Here is a 24,068-nt window from a genome sequence, read left to right on the forward strand (position 1 = left end):
TATTCTTAAAAATACTGTTTAAGAATGTTTATATAACCGAAATCAAAAGACCAATTTGAAGGCGACAGAAGGCCCTGTGGGAGCGGGTTCACCCGCGAATGCGGCGGTGGCTCCACCGTCGCATTCGCGGGTAAACCCGCTCCCACAGGGTCCGTGCCAGGGCTTCAGTTGTGTTTCTGCGGCTCGCGGATCTTGTACCAGGCCACATACAACGCCGGCAGGAACAGCAGCGTCAGCAGGGTCGCCACGATGATCCCGCCAATCATGGCGTAGGCCATCGGCCCCCAGAACACTTCGCGGGCAATCGGGATCATGCCCAGGCTCGCCGCCGCCGCGGTCAGCAGGATCGGCCGGCGCCGATGGTTGGTGGCTTCCACCACCGCATCCCAAGGCGAATAGCCCTGGGCCTCGAACTCGTCGATCTGCGTCACCAGGATCACCGAGTTACGAATGATGATGCCCGCCAGCGCAAGAATGCCGAGAATCGCCACGAAGCCCATGGGTGTACCTGTGGGAACCAGCGCAATGATCACGCCAATCAGCCCCAACGGCGCCACGCTGACCACCAGGAAAAGCTTCTGCACGCTGTGCAACTGGATCATCAGGAAAGTCGCCATCAGGAACAGCATCAGCGGGATCACCTTGCGGATCGGCCCTTGCGCCTTGGCGCTCTCCTCCACCGTACCGCCAGTGGCCACTTCGAAGCCCACCGGCAGCTTGCTGGCGAACTCGTCGATCTTCGGCTTCAGCTGGGCCACCAGGTCGGTAGGCTGGATATCGCCGTTGACCGAAGCCTTGATGGTGATGGTCGGCTTGCGGTCACGGCGCCACACCAGCGGCTGCTCCAGCTCGTAGCGCACTGTGGCGAACGCCAGCAGCGGGATCGAAGTGCCGTTGGGCGTCAGGATCTGCAGGTTCTGCAGGGTATCGGGCGAGCCGCGCTCGCTGTCCTCGGCACGGGCAACCACGTCGACCAGGTAGATGTTGTCGTTGACCTGGGTGATCTGCACGCCGCTGACGATGCTGTTCATCACATTGGCCACGTCCTCCGACGACAGGCCCAGCTGGCGCGCCTTGTCCTGGGCGATTTCCACGCGCAGCACCTTACCCGGCTCGTTCCAGTCGTAGATCATCTCGCCGATATGCTCGTTCTGGTCGAGCAATGTGGCCAACTCGATGGCGTGCTTGCGTACCTGGTCGATATTGGCGCCGCTTACCCGGTACTGGATCGGCCGGCCCACCGGCGGGCCCATTTCCAGCGATTGCACGTTGGTACCGACACCGACGAATTCTTCATGCAGGATCTTCTGCAGGCGGTCCATCATGGCCTGGCGCTCTTCGAAGCCCTTGCTGACAATCACCAGCTGCGCGTAGTACGGGTTCTGCAACTGCTGGTCGAGGGGCAGGTAGAAGCGGATCGCGCCCTGGCCGATGTAGGTACTCCAGTGCACCAGGTCCGGATCGTCCTTGATCCGCGCCTCGAAGCGGTCGACCACCTTGCGCGTTTCCTCGATCGAGGCGTTCTGCGGCAGGTTGAGGTCGACGAGGATTTCCGGGCGGTCCGAGGACGGGAAGAACTGGTTCTGCACGAAGCGCTCGCAGAAGATCGCCAGGGCGAACAAAGCCACGGTGCCGATGATGGTCAGCCAGCGGTTGCGCATGCACCATAACAAACCATGCTCGAAGACCCGCCCGACGCGGCCCGGCTCGGTCTCATGGGGCTTGAGCTTGGCGCTGCTGAGAATGTGCACGCCGAGCACCGGGGCGAAGAACACCGCCACCACCCACGACACCATCAGCGCCACGGCAATCACCGCAAACAGCGTGTAGGTGTACTCACCCGCCGAACTGGCGTTGAGGCCGATCGGCACGAAGCCGGCCACAGTCACCAGGGTGCCGGTAAGCATGGGAAAAGCTGTGGAGGTATAGGCAAAAGTCGCCGCCTGCTCCTTGCTTTCACCCATTTCCAGCCGTGTGACCATCACCTCCACGGTGATCATCGCATCGTCCACCAGCAGGCCTAGGGCGATGATCAGCGCCCCCAGCGAAATACGCTGCATGGTGATGCCGCTGTATTCCATGAACACGAACACCATGGCCAGCACCAGTGGGATCGAGCAGGCCACCACCAACCCGGCACGCACGCCGAGGCTGACAAAGCTCACCGCCAGCACGATTACCACCGCCTCGAACAGCGCGCTGGTGAAGCCGCCGACCGCTTGCTTGACCACCACGGCCTGGTCAGAAACGGTGTGTACCCCGACACCCACCGGCAGGTCCTCGACCACTTGGTCCATGCGTTTTTTCAGCGCCGCACCGAATACCTGGATGTTGCCGCCAGCCTTCATGCCGATAGCCAGGCCCAGCGCCGTCTGGCCGTTGTAGCGGAACATCGGCGAAGGGGGATCGACGTAGCCGCGCTCTATATCGGCGATGTCGGCCAGGCGGAAGAAGCGATCGTTGATCTTCAGGTTGACGGTTTGCAGGTCCTTTTCCGAAGTGAACTGCCCGGAGGTACGCACCGAGATACGCTCCGGTCCGGCCTCGATCACCCCGGCTGGGGTCACGGCGTTTTGCGATTGCAAGGCCTGCATGACCTGGCGCTGGTCGATACCCAGGGCTGCCAGCTTGCGGGTGGAGAAGTTCAGGTACAGCACTTCGTCCTGGGTACCGATCAGTTCGATCTTGCCGATGTTGGGCACATCGCGCACTTCGGCCCGCGCCTGTTCCACGTAGTCGCGCAGCTGGCGCAGGGTCAGGCCGTCGGCGGTAAAGGCGTAGATCGAACCGAACACATCGCCAAACTCGTCGTTGAAGCCAGGCCCCTGGATGCCAGCGGGGAATTCACCTCGAATATCCTGGATCTTCTTGCGCACCTGGTACCAGATTTCCGGGATGTCCTTGGCCTTGGTGGTGTCGCGCAGGTACACGTAGACCGTGGATTCGCCAGGGCGGGTGTAGCTCTTGGTGTAGTCGAGCGAGTCGAGTTCCTCGAGCTTCTTCTCGATGCGGTCGGTGACCTGGTACAGGGTTTCGTCCTGGGTCGCACCGGGCCAACGGGTCTGGATGACCATGGTCTTGATGGTGAACGACGGGTCTTCCTCACGGCCCAGATTGAAGTAGGAGAAGATCCCCATCAGCAGGCCAACGAACATCAGGTACCAGACGAACGATTGATGCTTGAGTGCCCAGTCGGACAGGTTGAAGCTTCCTTTCATTGCGCATCCTCGTCGAAGGTGACCTTCTGGCCAGGCTTGAGGCTATTGACACCGGCGGTGACCACCCGCTCGCCAGGCTCTACGCCAGCGGTCAGCACGATGCTGTCGGCGGTGCGGCCGATCAGGGCCACGTCACGGGTGGCCACGGTCTTCTGCTGCGTATCGATCACCCATACCTGGGTCTTGCCGTCGCGCTCAAGCAAGGCGCTCAAGGGCAGTTCGCTGCGTGGCGACACCTGCGAACTCAGGGTCACGCTGATGGCGGTGCCCAGGTGGAAGGCTGCCGGCGTGTTGGCCAGGGTCAGGCGGGCGCGGCGGGTGCGGGTGGTGGCGTCGGCCTGGGGCTCGAGTTCGCGCAGGCTGGCCGTGGTGTTGATGGTCGGGTCCAGCTGCGAGGCAACGGTGAAGGTCAGGCCTTTGCTCAACTGCTCGGCCAGGCCGATCGGCAGGTCGATCACCGCTTCCTTCACATCCGGCCGGGCCAGGGTTACCACGGCCTGGCCGGCGGTGACGGTTTGCCCGGCTTCGGCCTTCCAGTCGGTAATCACCGCGGCGTGGTCGGTGCGCAGGGTGCTGTAGTCGAGCTGGTCACGCGCCTGGCTGAGCGCAGAACGCGCCTGCTCCAACGCCGCGCTGGTGGTTTTCAGGTTGGTCTGGGCGATATCCAGCTGGGCCTGGGCGCCTACGCCACGGTCGTACAGTTGTTGCTGGCGGCGGGCATCGGCCTGGGCGTTGATCCACTGGGCCTGCACCTTGGCCAGGTCGCCTTCGGCGGCGCGCAACTGGTTCTGCTGGTCGGTCGGGTCGAGGGTGGCCAGGATGTCACCCGGTTTCACCTGGGCGCCCACATCCAGCCAGCGCCTGGCAATACGCCCGGAAACCCGAAAGCCCAGGGTACTTTCGAAACGGGCCTGGATACTGCCGGCGAAACGGCCCAGCTGCGACTGCACCTGGGGTTCGACCTTGACCGACAGCACCGGCCGAATCGGCTCCGGCACTTCGTCCTCGCTATTGCAGCCGGCCAACAGCACACCGGCCGACAGCATCATCAGCAGGCGCTTCATAGCTCACCCCCTTTGGCCTTGGCATCGATCTTCTGTACCTGCATGCCGGGGTGCAGCAACTGCCCGCCATTGACCACCACTGTCTCGCCGCCCTTCAAGCCACTGGCGACCACGATCCTGCCGGTGAGATAACGGCTGACTTCGACCTTGCGCAGTTCTACCTTGTCGCCCTCACCCACCACCCACACCGCTGGTTCGTGCAGCGCCTTGGTCAAGGCTGACCATGGCAGCTCGATACTTGGCCGGCCTTGGGCATTGGTGGTGGCTTTCACCGGTGCGCCCAGCTGCATCGCCGGCGGCACATCTTTCAACCCGACCTTTACCTGTACCGTGCCGCTTTGCGCGGACACCGTGGGAGTGATTTCGCGCACGAAGCCACGGGCCTGGACCTTCGGGTCGTCCAGCAGGCTGACGATCACGCCGGCATCGCTGGGCGGAGCCACCAGCAGTGATTCATAGACATTGAACACAGCATCACGATCGCCATCGGTGGCAAGGCTGAAGATTGGCATGGTCGCCTGCACCACCTGGCCGACCTCGGCCTGGCGCTCGGTGATGACCCCATCAGCCTCGGAGACCAGCGCGGTATAGCTCAGTTGTTCGTTGGCGTTGGCCAATTGCGCCTGTGCGGCCTTGAGCGCGCTCTGGTTGCTACGCAGCGCGGCTTCGGCGGAATCGTATTCGCTCTGGCTTGTATAGCCCTTGGGCAACAGCTTTTGCTGGCGCACGAAGGCAGCGCTGGCCTGGGTGACCCGCGCCTGCGCGGCGAACACCTCGGCCTTGGCCGAGTCGACGTTGTTCTGCAAGTCTTTCGGGTCTAGCCGCGCCAGCACCTGGTTGGCCTTGACGTGGTCACCGACATCGACGCTGCGCGAAATGATCTTGCCGCCGACGCGGAACGACAGGTCGGTCTGCACCCGCGCCTGCACATCGCCGGTCAGGGTGACCCTGGCAGCGAAATCGGTGGGTGATACTTGTTGCACGCCTACGCGTGGGAGTGTTTCGGTGGTTTCTTCCTTGCTACAGCCCGACAATAGGGACACAAGCCCCAGGCAGACGACCAACAGCGGACGTATCAACGTCATGCAGGCTCCTTGCTTGCGCGCAAATGATTCGTGGGATGCGACTGTCAGCGTAGTTCAGGGTTCGATAAACAGCACTGACCGCAATCAAGCTGGCACTTACAGCGCCTGTGCGGGCCTCTTCGCGGGTGAACCCGCTCCCACAGGGGCATGCGCAAGCCCTGAAGGCTGCACAGATCCTTGTGGGAGCGGGTTTACCCGCGAAAGGGCCGGTACTGCCATCTGCAAGTCTCTGCCATATCCAGAAACCATGATCTACACAGCACCTGCATCTCAGCCACTACCTTTGAAAAGTCACCTGCTTTTCAAGGAAGAAGCCAATGTCGCGAGCCCAGTCTCACCTGCTTCGCCGTGGTCGCTATTCAGAACTTGGCCGGCTCTATCTGCTGACCACCGTCACCCACCAGCGCAAGCCGCTGTTCCATGATTTCCACCATGCCCGGCTGGTCATTCACCAACTTCGGCAATCAGACCAGGAACACGCATGCCGGTCACTGGCCTGGGTGCTGATGCCGGACCACCTGCATTGGCTGATCGAGTTGAAAAGTACGACGTTGGGCACCTTGATGCGCAGGTTCAAGTCCAGGTCCAGTCTGGTTTTGCATCAGGCGGGGGTTGAGCAGGTCCAGTATGGCAGTCTGGGTATCAGGACCGGGCATTAAGAAGGGAAGAAAGCATGGTGCATGTCGCCAGGTACATTGTGGCCAACCCCTTGCGGGCAGGCCTGGTCAGAACTGTCAGGGACTATCCACATTGGGATGCAGTCTGGCTTTGAATCGGTGTTGCGGCCTTCGCGGGTAAACCCGCTCCCACAGGGATTAACACAGGCCCGAGGCAGTGATATTCCTGTGGGAGCGGGTTCACCCGCGAAGAGGCCGGGTCAGGCCGACGCAGCCATCGGCGCCGGGCGCTTGACCTGAGGCTGCGAAGCATTGGCCGCAGCGCCCTCTTCGATCGCCTGCTGAATCGCCTTGCGACGGCGCTCTTCGGCCTGGCGGCTGAAGTACCAGACGAAGAAGGTCACCAGCGATACCGACAGCAGGATCAGGCTTGCCACGGCGTTGATCTCCGGTTTCACGCCCAGGCGCACCGCCGAGAATACTTCCATCGGCAAGGTGGTCGACCCCGGGCCCGACACGAAGCTGGCCAGTACCAGGTCATCCAGCGACAGGGCGAACGACATCATGCCGCCCGCCGCCAGCGACGGCGCGATCATCGGGATGGTGATCAGGAAGAATACCTTCCACGGCTTGGCCCCCAGGTCCATCGCCGCTTCCTCGATCGACAGGTCCAGCTCACGCAGGCGTGCCGACACCACCACCGCCACATACGCGGCACAGAACGTTGTATGGGCGATCCAGATGGTGACGATGCCGCGCTCTTGCGGCCAGCCGATCATCTGCGCCATGGCCACGAATAGCAGCAACAGCGACAGACCGGTAATCACCTCGGGCATCACCAGCGGCGCGGTGACCAGGCCACCGAACAGCGTGCGGCCCTTGAAGCGAGTGACCCGGGTCAGCACGAACGCCGCCAGGGTACCCAGCGCCACCGCCGCCACCGCCGTGTAGCAGGCGATTTCCAGCGAACGCATCACCGAACCCATCAACTGGGTGTTGTCGAGCAGGCCGACGTACCACTTGATCGACCAGCCTCCCCACACCGTCACCAGCTTGGAGGCGTTGAACGAGTAGATCACCAGAATCAGCATCGGCAGGTAGATGAACAGCAAGCCGAGCACCAGCATCAGCTTGGAGAAACTGAAGCGCTTCATGCCCTGCCCTCCATTTCTTTGGCCTGGCTGCGGTTGAACAGCAGGATCGGCACGATCAGGATCGCCAGCATCACCACCGCCAGCGCAGAGGCTACCGGCCAGTCACGGTTGTTGAAGAACTCTTGCCACAGCACCTTGCCGATCATCAGGGTTTCCGGGCCGCCAAGCAGTTCAGGAATCACGAACTCACCCACCACCGGGATGAACACCAGCATGCAACCGGCGATGATGCCGTTTTTCGACAGCGGCACGGTGATCTTCCAGAAGCTGTTGAAGGTACTCGACCCCAGGTCCGAAGCTGCCTCGAGCAGGCTCGGGTCGTGCTTCACCAGGTTGGCGAACAGCGGCAGGATCATGAACGGCAGGTACGAATAGACCACGCCGATGTACACCGCCAGGTTGGTGTTGAGGATCTGCAGCGGCTGGTCGATCAACCCGGTCCACAGCAGGAAGCCGTTGAGCAGGCCGTTGTTGCTCAGAATCCCCATCCAGGCATAGACGCGGATCAGGATCGCGGTCCAGGTCGGCATCATGATCAACAACAGCAAGACCGTCTGGGTCTCCTTCTTGGCGTTGGCGATGGCGTAGGCCATCGGGTAGCCGATCAGCAGGCACAGCAGGGTGCTGAAGAAGGCCATCTTCAGCGAGCCCAGGTAGGCCGAGATGTAAAGCTCATCCTCGGTCAACAGCCCGTAGTTGGCCAGGTTGAGCACCAGCTGGAGCTTGTCTTCGACGTAGCTGTAGATCTCGGTATACGGCGGGATCGCCACGTCGGCTTCGGCGAAGCTGATCTTCAGCACGATGAAGAACGGCAGCATGAAGAACAGGAACAGCCAGATGAACGGCACGCCGATCACCAGGTGCCGTCCCTCCGGGGTAATACGCTGGAAGGCTCGCTTGAGCTTGCGCAGTTTCATGACCGCAGTACCACGCCGCTGTCGTCTTCCCACCAGACGTACACTTCATCGCCCCAGGTCGGGCGTGTGCCCTGGCGCTCGGCGTTGGCGACGAACGACTGGACGACCTTGCCGCTCGGCAGCTCGACGTAGAACACCGAATGGCCGCCCAGGTAGGCGATGTCGTGGATCTTGCCGCGCGACCAGTTGTGCTCGCAGGTCGGTTGCTGGGTGGTGACCAGCATCTTCTCCGGGCGCAGGGCGTAGGTGATGTGCTTGTCTTCCACCGAAGTGGTGATGCCGTGGCCGACATAGATCTTGCGCTCCAGCTCCGGGCTGGCAATGATCGCGTGGCCTTCGGCGTCGTCAACCACTTCACCTTCGAACAGGTTGACGCTACCGATGAACTCGCACACCAGACGGCTGGTGGGAGTCTCGTAGATGTCCACCGGCGAGCCGATCTGGGCGATCCAGCCCAAGTGCATGATGGCGATGCGCTGGGCCATGGTCATGGCCTCTTCCTGATCGTGGGTCACCATCACGCAGGTCACACCCACGCGCTCGATGATCTCCACCAGTTCCAGCTGCATCTGCGAACGCAGTTTCTTGTCCAGTGCGCCCATCGGCTCGTCGAGCAGCAGCAGCTTGGGGCGCTTGGCCAAGGAGCGGGCCAGAGCCACACGCTGGCGCTGGCCGCCGGACAGCTGGTGCGGCTTGCGTTTGGCGTACTGGGTCATGTGCACCAGCTTGAGCATCTCGGCCACACGGGCATCGATCTCGGCCTTGGGCATCTTGTCCTGCTGCAGGCCGAAGGCGATATTCTGCGCCACGGTCATGTGCGGGAACAGCGCGTAGGACTGGAACATCATGTTGATCGGCCGCTCGTAGGGCGGCATGTCGGTAATGTCGACACCATCGAGGAAGATCCGCCCTTCGGTCGGGCGCTCGAAGCCGGCCAGCATGCGCAGCAAGGTGGACTTGCCGGAACCGGAGCCACCCAGCAGGGCGAAGATCTCGCCCTTGCGGATTTCCAGGGACACATCGTCCACGGCTACCGTTTCGTCGAACTTTTTCGTGACCCGGTCGATCTTGACCAGCACCTGCTTGGGTTGCTGGCCACCCTCGAGGGCTTTCTTATAGGCACCGGAGGCAACTGCCATGAGTGAAACTCCCAACAAGATTTTTGTGCCCGCGAGCCCTGTTCTACAGGTACCGCCGCGGGCCTGGATTTTTACTTGCCCGACTTGACCTTGGTCCAGCTACGGGTCATCAGCCGTTGCACTTTGGGTGGCAACTCTGAATTCACGAACATCTTGTTCAGCACTTCCTGCGGTGGGTAAACCGCGGCGTCAGTCCTCACGGCCTGGTCCATCAGGTCGCCAGCCTTGGGGTTCGGGTTGGCGTAACCGACGTAATCACTGACCTGGGCGATAACCTCAGGCTTCAGCAAATAGTTGATGAAGGCATGCGCCTCTTTGACGTTCTTGGCGTCCTTGGGGATCGCCAGCACGTCGAACCAGAGGTTGCCGCCTTCCTTGGGAATGGCGTAGGCCAGGTTTACGCCCTTCTTCGCTTCTTCAGCGCGGGCCTTGGCCTGGAACACATCACCCGAGAAGCCTGCCGCGACGCAGATGTCGCCGTTGGCAAGGTCGGTGATGTATTTGGACGAATGGAAGTAGGTCACGTACGGGCGTACCGCCAGCAACTTCTTCTCGGCGGCCTGGTAGTCCTTGGCATTGGTGCTGTTGGGGTCCAGCCCCATGTAGTTGAGCACCGCCGGCAGCATCTCGTCCGCCGAGTCGAGGAAGGCCACGCCGCACTTGGCGAGCTTCTTCATGTTCTCGGGTTCGAACAGCACTGCCCAGGAGTCGATGGTGTCCACGCCTAGCGCGGCCTTCACCTTGTCGACGTTGTAACCGATGCCGTTGGTGCCCCACAGGTAAGGCACGGCGTACTGGTTGCCCGGGTCGTTCCTTTCCAGACGCTTCATCAGCGCCGGGTCCAGGTTGGAATAGTTGGGCAGCAGGTTCTTGTCGAGCTTCTGGAACGCGCCCGCCTTGATCTGCTTGCCGAGGAAATGGTTGGACGGCACCACCACGTCATAGCCGGTGTTGCCAGCCAGCAGCTTGCCTTCCAGGGTTTCGTTGGAGTCGAACACGTCTTGCACGGGTTTGATGCCCGTGGCTTTCTCGAAGTCCGCGAGTGTGGTCGGGCCGATGTAGTCGGACCAGTTGTAGAAGTGCACCGTAGGCGCCGCTTGGACGCTGCATGCCAGCGTCAGGCCCGCTCCAGCCATCAAGGCCTTGCGGAATACAGAAATGGACAAGTGGGTGGTCCTCACAATCAGTGCCTGGGTAGCGACAATGCTGCCGCACACGCAAAACCGGCGCGCAACTTACCTTCGCAGCTTCGATGCCGCAATCATCAATTGCCTTTCACTGGCTCTGGGCCGGGGTTCTCCGGCCCAGAGGTACCGCATCGGGCTTATTTGCCCGACTTGATCTTGGTCCAGCTGCGGGTGATCACACGCTGGGCAGACGCTTCAGGCGCAGCGATCGCGTACAGCTGTTTCTTCACTTCAGCTGGCGGATAGATGCTCGGATCGCTGGTGATTTCCTTGTCCACGAACTGGGTGGCGGCAGCGTTGCCGTTCGGGAAACGCACGGCGTTGGTGATTTCAGCCATGATTTCCGGCTGCATCAGGAAGTTCATGAACTGGTAGGCAGCGTCTTTATGCTCGGCATCTTTAGGGATGGCGACCATGTCGTAGAAGGTACCGGCACCTTCCTTCGGAATGACGTAGTCCACTTTGACCTTGTCACCAGCTTCGTGGGCACGAGCCTTGGACTGCTCCAGGTCACCCGAGTAACCGACGGCTACACAGATGTTGCCGTTGGCCATGTCGCCGATGTACTTGGACGAGTGGAAGTAGGTGATCGAAGGACGAATCTTGAGGAACAGGTCCTCGGCGGCCTTCAGGTCTTCCTTCTTGGTGCTGTCGGTCGGCAGGCCCAGGTAGTGCAGCGCAGCCGGGAGCATTTCGGTCGGGGCATCGAGGAAGCTCACGCCGCAGCTCTTGAGCTTGGCGATGTTCTCAGGCTTGAACACCACGTCCCACGAATCGATCTTGTCCACGCCCAGCGCGGCCTTGACCTTCTCCGGGTTGTAGCCGATGCCGATCGAGCCCCACATGTAAGGGAAGGCGTGCTTGTTGTCCTTGTCGCTGGCATCGCCAACGGCCTTGAGCAGGTCGGTGTCGAGGTTCTTCCAGTTCGGCAGCTTGGAACGGTCCAGTTCCTCGTACACGCCAGCCTTGATCTGCTTGGCCAGGAAGTTGTTCGAAGGCACGACGATGTCATAGCCCGACTTGCCTGCCAGCAGCTTGGCTTCAAGGGTTTCGTTGCTGTCGAAGACGTCGTACTTGACCTTGATGCCAGTCTGTTTCTCGAACTTGGCAATGGTGTCCGGAGCGATGTAGTCCGACCAGTTATAGACGTTCAACACTTTGTCTTCAGCCTGAACAGCGGAGGCCATGGCACCCATCAGGGCGGCGGCCAGCAACGTCTTGCCCATTTTATTCATGCGTAATGCTCCAGAATTTTTTATTTAGCCATCTGTTCAGCAGCCAGGACCTACGGTGCAGAGCGCGCGGCGACTGAAACAGCCACTAGTCTGGCAAGTTACAAGGCCCTCTATCAAGAAAAGCAGGGCCGTGTAACGACTTAATGTCACATCGCTAGCCTAGCAAACTGTCAACGAATAGCTTCGAGCGTCAGGTCCAGGCATTTACGTGCCTTTTCCACCAGTTCGTCGATCTCTGCGTGGCTGATGACCAGCGGCGGCGCGATGATCATGGTGTCACCCACCGCCCGCATGATCAGGCCGTTGTCGAAGCAGAAGGTGCGGCAGATCATGCCCACGCCCTTGCCTTCGTAACGGCTGCGGGTGGCCTTGTCCTTGACCAACTCGATCGCGCCGAGCAAGCCCAGGCCGCGTACCTCGCCCACCAGCGGGTGGTCCTGCAGTTCACGCAAACGCTTTTGCAAATACGGTGCCGCTTCCGTGCGCGCCTTCTCGACGATTTTCTCGTCACGCAGGATGCGCAGGTTTTCCAGGCCTACGGCGGCCGCTACCGGGTGGCCGGAGTAGGTGAAGCCATGGTTGAAGTCGCCGCCTTGGCTGAGTACCTGGGCCACGGTGTCACGCACGATCACACCGCCCATGGGGATGTAACCGGAAGTCAGGCCTTTGGCGATGGTCATCAGGTCGGGCTTGAGGTCGTAATAGTCGGAGCCGAACCACTCGCCGGTACGGCCGAAACCGCAGATCACTTCGTCGGCGACAAACAGGATGTCGTACCGGGCAAGGATCTCCTTCACCTTCGGCCAGTAGGTTTCCGGCGGGATGATCACGCCGCCGGCGCCCTGGATCGGCTCGGCAATGAAAGCCGCGACGTTGTCTTCGCCGACTTCGAGGATCTTCTTCTCCAGTTGCTCGGCCGCCCACACCCCGAACTCATCCGGAGTCATGTCGCCGCCTTCGCCGAACCAGTACGGCTGCGGGATATGCACGATGCCCGGGATTGGCAGGCCGCCCTGCTCATGCATGCCGCTCATGCCGCCCAGGCTGGCACCGGCCACGGTGGAGCCGTGGTAGCCGTTGATACGGCCGATGATGGTCTGCTTCTGTGGCTTGCCTTTCAGCGCCCAGTAGTGGCGGACCATGCGCAGCACGGTGTCGTTGCCTTCGGAACCGGAGCCGGTGAAGAACACATGGGTCATGCCTTGCGGCGCCACGTCGGAGATCGCCTTGGCCAGCTCCAGCGCAGGCGGGTGGGCAGTCTGGAAGAACAGGTTGTAGTACGGCAGTTCGCGCATCTGCTTTTCTGCCGCCTGCACCAGTTCTTCACGACCATAACCCACCGCCACGCACCACAGGCCAGCCATGCCGTCGAGGATCTTGTGCCCCTCGCTATCCCACAAATGCACACCCTGGGCCTTGGTGATGATGCGCGGCCCCTTCTCCTTCAACTGCTTGTAGTCACTGAAGGGTGCGAGGTGATGCTCCCCGCTCAGGGTTTGCCATTCACGGGTTTGCGGGTTGTTGACACTCATGTGCTTCTCCGTTGTTCGACAGCCGCGTCCTGCGGCACCAAGGTTGATCAGACAGCAAACAGCAGGAACTCTCGCTCCCAGGAGCTGATGACTCGCTTGAAGTTCTCGTGTTCGGCGCGCTTGGTGGCGACGTAGCCGGTAATGAACTTCTTGCCCAGGTACTGCACCAGCGCACGGCTGTTCTCCATGCGTTCCAGGGCATCTTCAATGGTCAGTGGCAGGCGCAGGTTGCGGCGTTCGTAACCTCGGCCCTGCACCGGCGCGCTGGCGTCGATGCCTTCGACCATGCCGATGTAGCCACACAGCAGGCTGGCGGCAATGGCCAGGTAAGGGTTGGCGTCGGCGCCCGGCAGGCGGTTCTCGACGCGGCGGCTTTGCGGGCCGGCGTCCGGCACGCGCAAGCCAACGGTACGGTTTTCTTCGCCCCATTCCACGTTCACCGGCGCCGACGTGTCGGGCAGGAAGCGGCGGAATGAGTTGACGTTGGGTGCGAACAGCGGCAGCGCCTCGGGGATGAACTTCTGCAGGCCACCGATGTAGTGCAGGAACAGTTCACTCATGCTGCCGTCGTCGTTGCTGAAGATATTCTTGCCAGTGGCCACATCGACCACGCTCTGGTGCAGGTGCATGGCACTGCCAGGTTCGCCGGTCATGGGCTTGGCCATGAAGGTGGCGGCCACGTTGTGCTTGAGCGCGGCCTCACGCATGGTCCGCTTGAACACCAGGATCTGGTCGGCAAGGTGCAGGGCGTCGCCATGACGGAAGTTGATCTCCATCTGCGCCGTACCGTCTTCATGGATCAGCGTGTCGAGGTCCAGCTGCTGCAGTTCGCACCAGTCATAGACGTCTTCGAACAGCGGGTCGAATTCGTTGGCGGCTTCGATCGAGAACGACTGGCGGCCGGTTTCCGGGCGACCCGAACGGCCTACCGGGGGCTGCAACGGGAAGTCCGGGTCTTCGCTGCGCTTGGTCAGGTAGAACTCCATCTCCGGCGCGACGATCGGCTGCCAGCCCTTGTCGGCGTAGAGCTTGAGGACTTTCTTCAGCACGTTACGCGGCGACAGTTCGACCGGGTTGCCCTTCTTGTCGTAGGTGTCGTGAATCACCTGGGCGGTCGGCTCGATGGCCCACGGCACCAGGAACACGGCGTTCTCGTCGGGGCGGCAGATCATGTCGATATCCGCCGGGTCGAGCAGTTCGTAATAGATGTCGTCGTCGACGTAGTCGCCGGTCACGGTCTGCAGCAGCACGCTCTCGGGCAGGCGCATGCCTTTTTCGGCGATGAATTTGTTGGTAGGCGAAATCTTGCCGCGCGTGATGCCGGTCAGGTCACTGATCATGCATTCGACTTCGGTGATCTTGTGCTCTTTCAACCAATCGGTGAGCTGGTCGAGGTTGTTACTCATAAATACCTCAGGAGGTAAGGTGGTCCGCACACTGATTCTGGATGGAGTACATTGCTAAAGCAAAAACCCCCGCGCAGAGCCGCAGTGGATACACTGAAAACAGGTGCGTCCGTAATGAGTTCGAAAGGCAGGAAGACGAAACGAAGGGCGACAAGCCGCTACGAGGGCAGGTCCGGAAGCGCCAAACGTCAATTATTGCGGCCAGGGCGGCCACGCCATTGACGAAGCTTGCAAAGATGACGGAAGTACCCGATGGCACTGCGCAGGCAGCACTTTCAGGTCGCAGCAAGCGGACCATGTGACCCTCGTATTATTGTGTTCTGGGTTGAGACCGAGCTTAGCCTTGTTCATTTTTTTACACAACACCTCCGTAAAAAATAAAACACGGTTTGTCGGAGATGGCCCTTTACGCAGGAAATAGCGGATAATGACTTGCCCCGATATGCAGCAAATCTGCCGTCGATGTGCCATTTCAGGGCATCATGGGGTTGGCTTGACATCAGTTTGTCTTTTCGATTGACTGGTCTTGCAAGCCCCCCTTGATTGATATTTTTGACAACAAAGGTGTTGCATCATGTCGGTACCCCCGCGTGCCGTTCAGCTTAACGAAGCGAACGCGTTCCTTAAGGAACATCCTGAGGTTCTCTACGTTGACCTTCTGATTGCAGATATGAATGGTGTGGTGCGCGGCAAGCGCATAGAGCGCACCAGCCTCCACAAGGTTTACGAGAAAGGCATCAACCTGCCTGCCTCCCTTTTCGCCCTGGATATCAACGGTTCCACCGTCGAAAGCACCGGGCTGGGCCTGGACATCGGCGATGCTGACCGCATCTGCTATCCAATCCCTGACACACTCTGTAACGAGCCGTGGCAAAAGCGCCCTACCGCCCAGTTGCTGATGACCATGCACGAGCTCGAAGGCGAGCCGTTCTTCGCCGACCCGCGTGAAGTGCTGCGTCAGGTGGTGAGCAAGTTCACCGAGATGGGCCTGACCATCTGCGCCGCGTTCGAGCTGGAGTTCTACCTGATCGACCAGGAGAACGTGAACGGCCGTCCGCAGCCGCCGCGCTCGCCAATTTCGGGCAAGCGCCCGCAGTCGACCCAGGTGTACCTGATCGACGACCTCGACGAATATGCCGACTGCCTGCAGGACATCCTCGAAGGCGCGAAGGAGCAAGGCATCCCGGCCGACGCCATCGTCAAGGAAAGCGCCCCGGCGCAGTTCGAAGTCAACCTGCACCACGTGGCCGACCCGCTCAAGGCCTGCGATTACGCGGTACTGCTCAAGCGGTTGATCAAGAACATCGCCTACGACCATGAAATGGACACCACCTTCATGGCCAAGCCCTACCCGGGCCAGGCAGGCAACGGCCTGCATGTACACATTTCCGTGCTGGACAAAGATGGCAACAACATCTTCACCAGCGAGGATCCCGAGCAGAACGCCGCGCTACGTCACGCTGTCGGCGGTGTGCTCGAGACCCTGCCCGCGTCCATGGCGTTCCTTTGCCCGAACGTCAACTCGTACCGCCGCTTCGGCGCGCAGTTCTATGTACCGAACGCGCCAAGCTGGGGCCTGGACAACCGCACCGTGGCCCTGCGCGTGCCGACCGGCTCGCCGGACGCCGTGCGCATCGAGCACCGCGTGGCCGGTGCCGACGCCAACCCGTACCTGATGATGGCCGCCGTGCTGGCCGGCGTGCACCATGGCCTGACCAACAAGGTCGAGCCGGGTGAGCCGATCGAAGGCAACTCGTACGAGCAGCTGGAGCAGAGCCTGCCGAACAACCTGCGCGATGCCCTGCGCGAGCTGGACGACAGCGAGATCCTCAACAAGTACATCGATCCGAAGTACATCGACATCTTCGTCGCGTGCAAGGAGAGCGAGCTGGAGGAGTTCGAGCACTCGATCTCCGACCTTGAGTACAACTGGTACCTGCATACCGTGTAAACGAAAACGCCGCCCCCAAGGGCGGCGTTTTTGTTCGAGGTCGGTGTCGCCTGCTTCGCGGGTAAACCCGCTCCCACAGGGACCGCGCCAGCCTCAGGTTCGGTGAAGATCCTGTGGGAGCGGGTTCACCCGCGAATAGGCCAGTACAGGTTTACAAGGGCTTCTCGAAGATCTTCGAATTGCGCTGGTAGTTGTACAGCGAAGCCCGCGCCGCTGGCAGCCGCTCGACCCCGCTCGGCGCAAACCCGCGTTCGCGGAACCAGTGCGCGGTACGCGTCGTCAGCACGAACAGGGTGTTCAGCCCCAGCTGCCGCGCCCGGCTTTCGATACGCTCCAGCAGCTCGTCCCCACGCCCGCCATGACGGTACTCCGGGTTTACCGCCAGGCACGCCAGCTCGCCGGCGTCGGAGTCGGCAATCGGGTACAACGCCGCACAGGCGATGATCATTCCCTCGCGCTCGACCACGCTGAACTGCTCGATCTCCCGCTCCAGCACCTCACGCGAACGGCGCACCAGGATGCCCTGCTCTTCCAGCGGGCTGATCAGTTCCAGCAATCCGCCCACGTCCTCGATGGTCGCCTCACGCACCACTTCGAACTGCTCCTGCGACACCAGCGTGCCGCCACCGCCACGGGTGAACAGTTCGGTCAGCAAGGCGCCGTCCTCGGCATAGCTGACGATATGGCTGCGCGCCACGCCGCCTTTGCAGGCTTCGGCCGCAGCATCCAGCAGCTCGCCCTGGTAATCGCTGCCCAGGCGCTGCAAATGCGGGGCAACCTGCTGAGGGCGCAGTTCGCGCACCAGCTTGCCGTCCTCGTCCAGCAGGCCAGGCTCGGCGCCGAACAGCAGCAGCTTGTCGGCACCCAGCTCGATGGCAGCACGGGTAGCCACGTCTTCGCAGGCCAGGTTGAAGATTTCACCCGTGGGCGAGTAGCCCAGCGGCGACAACAGCACGATGGAGCGCTCGTCGAGCAGGCGGCTGATGCCCTTGCGGTCGACCCGGCGCACTTCGCCGGTGTGGTGGTAGTCCACGCCTTCGAGCACGCCGATCGGCCGCGCCGTTACCAGGTTGCCGGACGCCACACGCAAGCGCGAGCCCTGCATCGGCGAAGCGGCGATATCCATCGAAAGGCGTGCCTCGATGGCCAGGCGCAACGCGCCGACGGCATCGATCACGCAATCCAGCGTGGCAGCATCGGTAATGCGCAGGCCACGGTGGTAGTGCGGGGTCAGGCCGCGATCCGCCAGGCGGCTTTCGATCTGCGGGCGCGAGCCGTGCACCAGCACCAGGCGTACGCCAAGGCTGTGCAGCAGCACCAGGTCGTGGACGATGTTGCCGAAATTAGGGTGTTCCACCCCATCGCCAGGGAGCATGACCACGAAGGTGCAGTCGCGATGGGCATTGATGTATGGGGAGGCATGACGCAGCCAATTGACGTAGTCGGGCATGACAGGGCCTGTGGATAAGTGGACGGAGAACGGCGATACAGGGGGCGTTCAGGATCATCGTCGGAACAGGCTTGCGGTCACGCGCGGTCTCCTCTACGCAGGAACGAATCGGTTCGGTTGACGTTTAGTTCAGGCAATAGTGCCGGACCAGCTCACGCAATAGACGCACGGTAGGCTCGATTCGTGACATTTCAAGATACTCGCCGGGCTGGTGGGCACAGGCGATATCGCCGGGGCCCAGCACAATGGTCTGGCAGCCCAGTTGCTGAAGATAAGGCGCTTCGGTGCCGAACGCCACCGCTTCGGCGCGATGGCCGGTCAGGCGCTCCGCCACTTGCACCAGTTCGGCGTCGGCAGGCTGCTCGAATGGCGGCACCTCCGGGAACAGCGGCGCATAGTCGATGCGCACCTCGAAGCGCTCTGCCACGGGCACCAGCTTGGCGCGGATGGCCGCGCGCAGTTGCTCCACGTCCATGCCTGGCAGCGGGCGCAGGTCGAATTCCAGGGCACACTGGCCGCAGATACGGTTGGGGTTGTCGCCGCCGTGGATGCAGCCGAAGTTCATGGTCGGGGTCGGTACGGTGAATTGCGGGTTGCGGTAAGTCTGCTGCCATTGCTGGCGCAGGCCCATCAGCTCGCCCATCACCATGTGCATGGCCTCCATGGCGCTGCGACCCAGGCTTGGGTCCGACGAATGGCCGCTGCGTCCGAGGATATCGATGCGGTCCATGAGGATGCCCTTGTGCATGCGGATCGGCCGCAGCCCGGTGGGCTCGCCGATCACTGCCGCACGGCCGAGCGGCTGCCCCGCCTCGGCCAGGGCGCGGGCGCCGGACATCGAGCTTTCTTCGTCACAGGTCGCCAGGATCAGCAGTGGCTGCTTGAAATCGTGCTCCAGCAATGGGATCACCGCTTCGATGACCAGGGCGAAGAAGCCCTTCATGTCGCAGCTGCCCAGGCCGACCCAGCGACCATCGGTTTCGGTCAGCTTCAGTGGGTCGCTGGCCCACAGCTGTTCGTCATAAGGTACGGTGTCACTGTGCCCCGCCAGCACCAGGCCACCGGGGCCAGTGCCACGGCTGGCCAGCAGGTTGAACTTGCCGGGGCTGACCTGACGGATGTCGCAGTCGAAGCCAAGGTCGCCCAGCCAGCCGGCCAGCAGGTCGATGACCTGGCGGTTGGACTGGTCCAGCGCAGGCTGGGTGCAACTGACTGAGGGCGCGGCGATCAGGGCAGCGAACTGGTCTTTCAACGTCGGCAACGGCATGCGCGTACTCCTCGGAAGCGTTGCTCATCATAGCAATGCCGTCCATCCGTGTGGGCTTCTTCGCAGGTAAACCCGCTCCCACAGTGAAAGCGCCGCATCTGAGGGCAGCACAGTACCTGTGGGAGCGGGTTTACCCGCGAAGAAGCCACCACGATCCAACAGTCGACAGCCGACTCCTGTAAACTGCTGGGCAACCACGCCCCCTCCTTCGAGCCTGTGATGCACAAAGAAACCGAACTCAAGCTCCGCGCCAGCCGCGAGACCCTTGCCGCCCTGCGCGAGCACCCTCTGCTGAAAAAGCGCAACAAGTCCGGCTGGCAGACCCGCGAACTGCTCAACCAGTACTTCGACACCCCCGAGCGCGAGCTCTCCGCCGCCCGAGTCGCCCTGCGCCTGCGCCGCGATGGCGAGGCCATCATCCAGACCCTCAAGTGCCGCGGCACCAGCGTGGCCGGCCTGTCCGAGCGCAACGAGTACGAATGGCAACTGGACAAGGTCAAACTCGACCTGAAGAAGCTCGACGACAGCTGCTGGCCCGCGCAACTGGCCAACCTGGACAAAAAGACCATCAAGCCGCTGTTCACCACCGACTTCAGCCGTGAATACGCCGAAATCGCCTGGGGCCGTGGCAAGAGCAAGGTAGTGATCGAGGCCGCACTGGACCAGGGCTTCGTGATCGCCGGCAAGCGCAAGGAAGAAATCTGCGAGGTGGAACTGGAGCTGCGCGAAGGCGAACCGCAGGCCCTGCTTGAACTGGCCGCCGAGCTGGCAGCCAGCCTGCCGCTGATGCCATGCGACATCAGCAAGGCCGAGCGTGGCTACCGTCTGCTGGAGCCGGACAGCTACGAGCTGGGCCTGCCGCACACTGAGCTGGAAGCCGAAATGGCCGTGGACGACGCCTACGCCGCACTGGCCTGGCAACTGCTGGGCAGCAGCCAGCGCCTGGCCGAGCAATACCGCCACAATGGCCACTGGCGCCTGCTGCAGGACTGGGTCGAGTGCCTGAGCGAACTGCGTGCCCTCACCGCCAGCCTGGGCCAGGCCGCACCGCGCGCTACCACCCGCGACCTGCGCAGCAGCCTCGACGTCCTGCTCGAAGACTGGCGCCCGCTGGTGCAGGCCGGCAATGAAGACGAAGACATCCGCCGCGCCGCCCCCGAGCAGTTCGCCGAAGAGCTGGAAGACGTACGCTGGGGCCAGTTCTCGCTGGAAACCTCGCGCTGGCTGCTGGCGCGTGCCTGGACTGTGGAACGCAAAGGTCGTGGCGAACGCCAGGGCAAGGCGCAGCTGGCAAGCTGGCTGGCGCACCTGCTGGGCGAAGAAGGCCGAGCGTTGAAGCTGCCGCTGTACACCCAGCGTCCGGAAGACCTGGCCGAACAGTTGCCGCGTATCGAACAGCTGCTGGCCTGGCTGCACCATGCCCGTCAGGTGCTGGAAGCGCCGCAGATGGACCGCCTGTACGGCGACCTGAAGAAGCTGCATGAGCTGGCCGAGCAGCCAATCAGCGATGAAGTGCTGGAAGCGCGTATCGAACAGGCTCGGGCGGTGGACCAGAGCCGCGGCTGGAAGCACCTGCTCAAGGCGTGATACCGCGTCGCTTTCTTCGCGGGTAAACCCGCTCCCACAGGGGTCGCGCTGCTCTCTGGCTCACTGGTAACCCTGTGGGAGCGGGTTTACCCGCGAATGCCTCAGCGCGACAGTGGCAGGCTGGTGGTGGACTTGATCTCCGACAGCGCCACAATCGAGTTCACCTCCTGTATCCCCGGCACGTTCGACAGCTTTTCGAAGAAGAACCGCTCATACGCCTCGATGTCCGGTGTGACGATGCGCAACAGAAAGTCCACCGACCCCATCAGCACATAACACTCCAGCACCTCCGGAAAACCGCGGATCGCGTCGGTGAACTCGGTGAAGTTGGAGCGCCCGTGGGCGTTCAGTTTCACCTCGGCGAAAATCTGCGTGTTCAGGCCGACCTTCTTGCGGTCCAGCAAGGTCACCTGCCCGCGAATCACTCCCTCCTCCTTCAACCGCTGGATACGTCGCCAGCACGGCGATTGCGACAGCCCCACGCGCTCAGCGATCTGTGCGCTGGACAGCGAAGCGTCCTCCTGCAGCAGTTCGAGGATACGGCGATCATAGGCGTCCAGCTCGCTGTGCATTGATAATTCTCCAAAACAGCACTTATTGAATAGAAGAATTCACCAATACAGCAAAATGGTCAAATCATAGCGAAAAAATACCGTCGCGAACGTGCAAGAATTTCTTCAACACTTGCGGAGACCAGCATGAACCCACAGCCCCGTACCGACGCCTGGGCCGCCAGCAGCGCCCACAGTACCGTGCACTATCGCCTGCAGGCAGAGGCCGAGCCTGACAGCCTGTGCCGGGTACTCAACCTCTTTGCCCTGCAGTTCCTGACCCCGCACAGCGTGCAGGTCAGCCAGCAGGAGGACTGGCTTGATATCGAGGTCGGCATCGGCGGCCTGAGCTGGCACCGGGCCGAGGTGATTGCGCAGAAACTGCGTAACCTGGTGTGTGTGGGTGAGGTGAGCCTGACCAACCAGCAGCGGGTGGAGCTGGCGGTGGTCTGAACCATCTGCTTTTCCTGTACAGGCACTGCAAGATCCCGAAACCTTTCTCCCTCGGTAACCCTCCCTCGCCCGGCTAGCCTTGATCAGGACTCCCCTACCAGGCACGGACGCCAACCATGCATACCCCCGACAACGCGGCACTCGACCTCAAGCGCGTGCTCGAAGCCCTGCTCACCGACCAGCATCTACACGCCAACGACACCCTGCGTGTGCTTGAGCACACCGTTACTTGCCCCACCCTCCACCCGCTGGAACAGATCGCCGCCTGCGCCCTGGAAGACCGCCTACACGCTGGTCAATCCCTGGACCTGGACCGCCTCTGCCAATGGCTGGCCAACAGGGTTGGCCAGCCCTACCTGCGCATCGACCCGCTGCAACTGGACCTGCCCCAGGTGACCGGGCTGATATCCCCGGCCTTCGCCCAGCGCCATGGCATCCTCATCGTCGCCGCCGACGCCTCCAGCGTCACCGTCGCCAGCGCCCAGCCCTACCAGGATGACTGGCAGGCCGACCTCACCCGCAGCCTGGGCCGGCCGATCCGTCGCGTGCTGGCCAACCCGCAGCAGGTCCGCCAGGCAGGGCAGTCGTTTCATCGCCTGGCCCAATCGGTAAAAGGCGCGCAACACCAGCAGTCAGCCAGCCTGGGCGAACTCGAACAACTGCTGGAGCTTGGCAAGCGCCAGACCGAGGCCAGCGCGGACGACGCGCACATCGTGCATATCGTCGACTGGCTGCTGCAGTACGCCATCGAGCAACGCGCCAGCGATATCCACCTGGAACCCCGCCGCGAGCAGGGGCACCTGCGCTACCGCATCGACGGCCTGCTGCACAGCGTCTATGCCTTTCCCGCCGGGGTGACTCTGGCGCTGGTCAGCCGCCTGAAACACCTGGGGCGCATGGACGTCGCGGAAAAGCGCCGGCCGCAGGATGGCCGGCTGCAAAGCCGCCTGCCTGGCGGCGGCGAGGTAGAACTGCGGCTGTCGACCTTGCCGACCCCGTTCGGCGAAAAACTGGTGCTGCGCCTGTTCGACCCGCAACAGCTGCAAGAAGGCTTCGACCGGCTGGGCCTGGATGGGCCGCAACTGGATCAATGGCAAGGCCTGTTACGCCAACGCCAGGGCATCATTCTGGTAACCGGCCCCACCGGTTCCGGCAAGACCAGCACGCTGTACGCCAGCCTCAAGCTGCTGGCCACGCCGCAGGTCAACCTGTGCACCATCGAAGACCCGATCGAGCGCCTGGATCCCGCCTTCAACCAGCTGCAGGTGCAGCCCGCCCTGGACCTGGGTTTCGCCAATGGCGTGCGAGCCATGCTGCGTCAGGACCCGGACATCATCATGATCGGCGAAATCCGTGACCGCGAGACCGCCCTGGTAGCGGTACAGGCGGCCCTGACCGGGCACCTGGTGCTGTCGACCCTGCATACCAACGACGCCTGTGGCGCGATCACCCGCCTGCAGGAACTGGGTGTGGCCGACTACCTGATCAAGGCTACGCTGGTCGGAGTCATGGCCCAGCGGTTGGTGCGCACACTGTGCCCGGATTGCCGGGGTGTTGCAGCAGTGTCTGGTGGGCAGCCGTGCGGCACCTGCCGTGGCACCGGGTTCCATGGTCGCACGGGGTTGTTCGAACTACTGGTGCCCAGCGACAGCCTACGCGCCCAGATTGGCCCGGGCAGCGACCTGGCCAGTTTGCGGCGTCAGGCAGTAGCAGATGGACTGGTTGATCTACGCCGCTGTGGGGAGGCCAAAGTGGCCCGCGGACAGACCCGTCAGGATGAAGTGCTACGGGCCTGTTCCTGAGCAAAAATCCTTTGCATTCAAGGAACTTGCACCCTTGTCGCAGGATCAAACCGCGCATCTTCAACCCTCACCCTTCGAGGTGTTTCAACATGCGTTTCAAAACCGCCATCGCTGCCGCTGCCTTGTTTTCGCTGCCTATCGGTTCGGCCATGGCCGATACCTTCTGGCGTAACGTGATGACTACCGGTGCTACCACGGCATCGAGCTACCTGACATCCGGGGACCACAAGCTGGTGATGGCGGCGCAGGATGACGCCGGCAGCTTCGTGGCCAGCGAAGGCGCAATCCGCGGGCCGTTCCTTGAAGCGGCGATTCGCCAGGCCCGCGCGGAGAACCCGGGGATGCAGGCTTCCGATATGGAACTGGCCAATGCCATCCTGGCCAAGAATGCGGTAGCCGAGTAACCACGTCGCCTGCTTCGCGGGTGAACCCGCTCCCACAGGTACTGCACAG

At 62.1% G+C, this 24,068-nt stretch carries 18 protein-coding genes and 1 pseudogene; 6 read left to right on the forward strand and 13 right to left on the reverse strand.

Annotated elements, in window-relative coordinates; genetic code table 11:
* Positions 1-164 precede the first annotated feature (164 nt).
* Genes CAY82_RS02600 through CAY82_RS02610 form a run of 3 tightly spaced genes read right to left on the reverse strand, consistent with a single transcriptional unit; the run spans position 165 to position 5,367 of the window.
* Positions 165-3,218, reverse strand: coding sequence for an efflux RND transporter permease subunit (locus CAY82_RS02600; protein WP_087499806.1), 3,054 nt, complete (start codon positions 3,216-3,218; stop codon positions 165-167).
* A complete protein-coding gene (locus CAY82_RS02605; RefSeq protein WP_087499807.1) occupies positions 3,215-4,282 on the reverse strand; it encodes an efflux RND transporter periplasmic adaptor subunit in 1,068 nt (355 codons plus the stop codon). The genes CAY82_RS02600 and CAY82_RS02605 overlap by 4 nt, the downstream gene beginning before the upstream one ends.
* Positions 4,279-5,367: an efflux RND transporter periplasmic adaptor subunit gene (locus CAY82_RS02610; protein ID WP_087499808.1), complete on the reverse strand. Its 1,089-nt coding sequence runs from the start codon at positions 5,365-5,367 to the stop codon at positions 4,279-4,281. Before CAY82_RS02610 ends, CAY82_RS02605 begins: the two co-directional genes overlap by 4 nt.
* A gap of 317 nt (positions 5,368-5,684) precedes the next feature.
* Between CAY82_RS02610 and CAY82_RS02615 the strand changes: the two are divergent.
* Positions 5,685-6,139: pseudogene (locus CAY82_RS02615) on the forward strand (transposase).
* 105 nt (positions 6,140-6,244) lie between these two features.
* Here CAY82_RS02615 and CAY82_RS02620 read toward each other — a convergent pair.
* The 7 genes from CAY82_RS02620 to CAY82_RS02650 form a co-directional block, all read right to left on the reverse strand.
* Positions 6,245-7,138, reverse strand: coding sequence for an ABC transporter permease subunit (locus CAY82_RS02620; RefSeq protein ID WP_087499809.1), 894 nt, complete (start codon positions 7,136-7,138; stop codon positions 6,245-6,247).
* Complete coding sequence (locus tag CAY82_RS02625) at positions 7,135-8,055, reverse strand: ABC transporter permease subunit (protein ID WP_013974703.1); 921 nt, start codon at positions 8,053-8,055, stop codon at positions 7,135-7,137. Before CAY82_RS02625 ends, CAY82_RS02620 begins: the two co-directional genes overlap by 4 nt.
* On the reverse strand, positions 8,052-9,194 hold the full coding sequence (potA, locus tag CAY82_RS02630; RefSeq protein ID WP_087499810.1) for a polyamine ABC transporter ATP-binding protein: 1,143 nt from the start codon (positions 9,192-9,194) through the stop codon (positions 8,052-8,054). The genes CAY82_RS02625 and potA overlap by 4 nt, the downstream gene beginning before the upstream one ends.
* Positions 9,195-9,265: 71 nt before the next feature.
* On the reverse strand, positions 9,266-10,360 hold the full coding sequence (locus CAY82_RS02635) for a polyamine ABC transporter substrate-binding protein (RefSeq protein ID WP_087499811.1): 1,095 nt from the start codon (positions 10,358-10,360) through the stop codon (positions 9,266-9,268).
* A 158-nt stretch (positions 10,361-10,518) separates the two neighbouring features.
* Positions 10,519-11,616: a polyamine ABC transporter substrate-binding protein gene (locus CAY82_RS02640; protein ID WP_087499812.1), complete on the reverse strand. Its 1,098-nt coding sequence runs from the start codon at positions 11,614-11,616 to the stop codon at positions 10,519-10,521.
* Between the two features lie 170 nt (positions 11,617-11,786).
* Complete coding sequence (locus tag CAY82_RS02645) at positions 11,787-13,148, reverse strand: aspartate aminotransferase family protein (RefSeq protein ID WP_087499813.1); 1,362 nt, start codon at positions 13,146-13,148, stop codon at positions 11,787-11,789.
* Positions 13,149-13,195: 47 nt separating this feature from the next.
* Positions 13,196-14,554, reverse strand: coding sequence for a glutamine synthetase family protein (locus tag CAY82_RS02650; protein WP_087499814.1), 1,359 nt, complete (start codon positions 14,552-14,554; stop codon positions 13,196-13,198).
* Positions 14,555-15,128: 574 nt separating this feature from the next.
* On the opposite strand from CAY82_RS02650, the gene CAY82_RS02660 reads away from it, so the two are divergent.
* Positions 15,129-16,505: a glutamine synthetase family protein gene (locus CAY82_RS02660; protein ID WP_063912151.1), complete on the forward strand. Its 1,377-nt coding sequence runs from the start codon at positions 15,129-15,131 to the stop codon at positions 16,503-16,505.
* A 151-nt stretch (positions 16,506-16,656) separates the two neighbouring features.
* Here the strand turns inward: CAY82_RS02660 and argA are convergent, their stop codons facing one another.
* Positions 16,657-17,955 carry an amino-acid N-acetyltransferase gene (gene argA / locus CAY82_RS02665; protein WP_087499816.1) on the reverse strand — a complete coding sequence of 433 codons (1,299 nt, stop codon included), beginning with the start codon at positions 17,953-17,955 and terminating at the stop codon, positions 16,657-16,659.
* Positions 17,956-18,079: 124 nt separating this feature from the next.
* On the reverse strand, positions 18,080-19,222 hold the full coding sequence (gene argE / locus CAY82_RS02670; protein WP_087499817.1) for an acetylornithine deacetylase: 1,143 nt from the start codon (positions 19,220-19,222) through the stop codon (positions 18,080-18,082).
* A 219-nt stretch (positions 19,223-19,441) separates the two neighbouring features.
* Between argE and CAY82_RS02675 the strand changes: the two genes are divergently transcribed.
* Positions 19,442-20,809, forward strand: a complete 1,368-nt coding sequence (locus tag CAY82_RS02675) for a CYTH domain-containing protein (RefSeq protein ID WP_087499818.1) — start codon at positions 19,442-19,444, stop codon at positions 20,807-20,809.
* Positions 20,810-20,910: 101 nt separating this feature from the next.
* Here CAY82_RS02675 and CAY82_RS02680 read toward each other — a convergent pair whose 3' ends face one another.
* Entirely contained in the window at positions 20,911-21,381 is a 471-nt protein-coding gene (locus CAY82_RS02680) for an Lrp/AsnC family transcriptional regulator (protein WP_015272225.1), read from the reverse strand.
* 126 nt (positions 21,382-21,507) lie between these two features.
* On the opposite strand from CAY82_RS02680, the gene CAY82_RS02685 reads away from it, so the two are divergent.
* The 3 genes from CAY82_RS02685 to CAY82_RS02695 all read left to right on the forward strand — a co-directional run bounded on the left by CAY82_RS02685 (position 21,508) and on the right by CAY82_RS02695 (position 24,019).
* On the forward strand, positions 21,508-21,813 hold the full coding sequence (locus CAY82_RS02685; RefSeq protein ID WP_087499819.1) for a hypothetical protein: 306 nt from the start codon (positions 21,508-21,510) through the stop codon (positions 21,811-21,813).
* 116 nt (positions 21,814-21,929) lie between these two features.
* Positions 21,930-23,615: a GspE/PulE family protein gene (locus tag CAY82_RS02690; protein WP_087499820.1), complete on the forward strand. Its 1,686-nt coding sequence runs from the start codon at positions 21,930-21,932 to the stop codon at positions 23,613-23,615.
* Between the two features lie 89 nt (positions 23,616-23,704).
* Positions 23,705-24,019 (forward strand): DUF2388 domain-containing protein, encoded by a 315-nt coding sequence (locus CAY82_RS02695; RefSeq protein ID WP_087499821.1) that lies wholly within the window; start codon positions 23,705-23,707, stop codon positions 24,017-24,019.
* Positions 24,020-24,068 lie beyond the last annotated feature (49 nt).

This window comes from Pseudomonas sp. SID14000, from assembly GCF_002165135.1.
Taxonomy (GTDB): domain Bacteria; phylum Pseudomonadota; class Gammaproteobacteria; order Pseudomonadales; family Pseudomonadaceae; genus Aquipseudomonas.

Bases quoted from the DNA above. Each gene is read 5' to 3' on its own strand.
- CAY82_RS02675 (WP_087499818.1), top strand. From the start codon at position 19,442: ATGCACAAAGAAACCGAACTCAAGCTCCGCGCCAGCCGCGAGACCCTT.
- CAY82_RS02640 (WP_087499812.1), bottom strand. From the start codon at position 11,616: ATGAATAAAATGGGCAAGACGTTGCTGGCCGCCGCCCTGATGGGTGCC.
- CAY82_RS02620 (WP_087499809.1), bottom strand. From the start codon at position 7,138: ATGAAGCGCTTCAGTTTCTCCAAGCTGATGCTGGTGCTCGGCTTGCTG.
- CAY82_RS02695 (WP_087499821.1), top strand. From the start codon at position 23,705: ATGCGTTTCAAAACCGCCATCGCTGCCGCTGCCTTGTTTTCGCTGCCT.
- CAY82_RS02660 (WP_063912151.1), top strand. From the start codon at position 15,129: ATGTCGGTACCCCCGCGTGCCGTTCAGCTTAACGAAGCGAACGCGTTC.
- CAY82_RS02605 (WP_087499807.1), bottom strand. From the start codon at position 4,282: ATGAAGCGCCTGCTGATGATGCTGTCGGCCGGTGTGCTGTTGGCCGGC.
- CAY82_RS02600 (WP_087499806.1), bottom strand. From the start codon at position 3,218: ATGAAAGGAAGCTTCAACCTGTCCGACTGGGCACTCAAGCATCAATCG.
- CAY82_RS02690 (WP_087499820.1), top strand. From the start codon at position 21,930: ATGCATACCCCCGACAACGCGGCACTCGACCTCAAGCGCGTGCTCGAA.
- CAY82_RS02610 (WP_087499808.1), bottom strand. From the start codon at position 5,367: ATGACGTTGATACGTCCGCTGTTGGTCGTCTGCCTGGGGCTTGTGTCC.
- argE (WP_087499817.1), bottom strand. From the start codon at position 19,222: ATGCCGTTGCCGACGTTGAAAGACCAGTTCGCTGCCCTGATCGCCGCG.
- CAY82_RS02680 (WP_015272225.1), bottom strand. From the start codon at position 21,381: ATGCACAGCGAGCTGGACGCCTATGATCGCCGTATCCTCGAACTGCTG.
- CAY82_RS02625 (WP_013974703.1), bottom strand. From the start codon at position 8,055: ATGAAACTGCGCAAGCTCAAGCGAGCCTTCCAGCGTATTACCCCGGAG.
- CAY82_RS02645 (WP_087499813.1), bottom strand. From the start codon at position 13,148: ATGAGTGTCAACAACCCGCAAACCCGTGAATGGCAAACCCTGAGCGGG.
- CAY82_RS02650 (WP_087499814.1), bottom strand. From the start codon at position 14,554: ATGAGTAACAACCTCGACCAGCTCACCGATTGGTTGAAAGAGCACAAG.
- argA (WP_087499816.1), bottom strand. From the start codon at position 17,955: ATGCCCGACTACGTCAATTGGCTGCGTCATGCCTCCCCATACATCAAT.
- CAY82_RS02685 (WP_087499819.1), top strand. From the start codon at position 21,508: ATGAACCCACAGCCCCGTACCGACGCCTGGGCCGCCAGCAGCGCCCAC.
- potA (WP_087499810.1), bottom strand. From the start codon at position 9,194: ATGGCAGTTGCCTCCGGTGCCTATAAGAAAGCCCTCGAGGGTGGCCAG.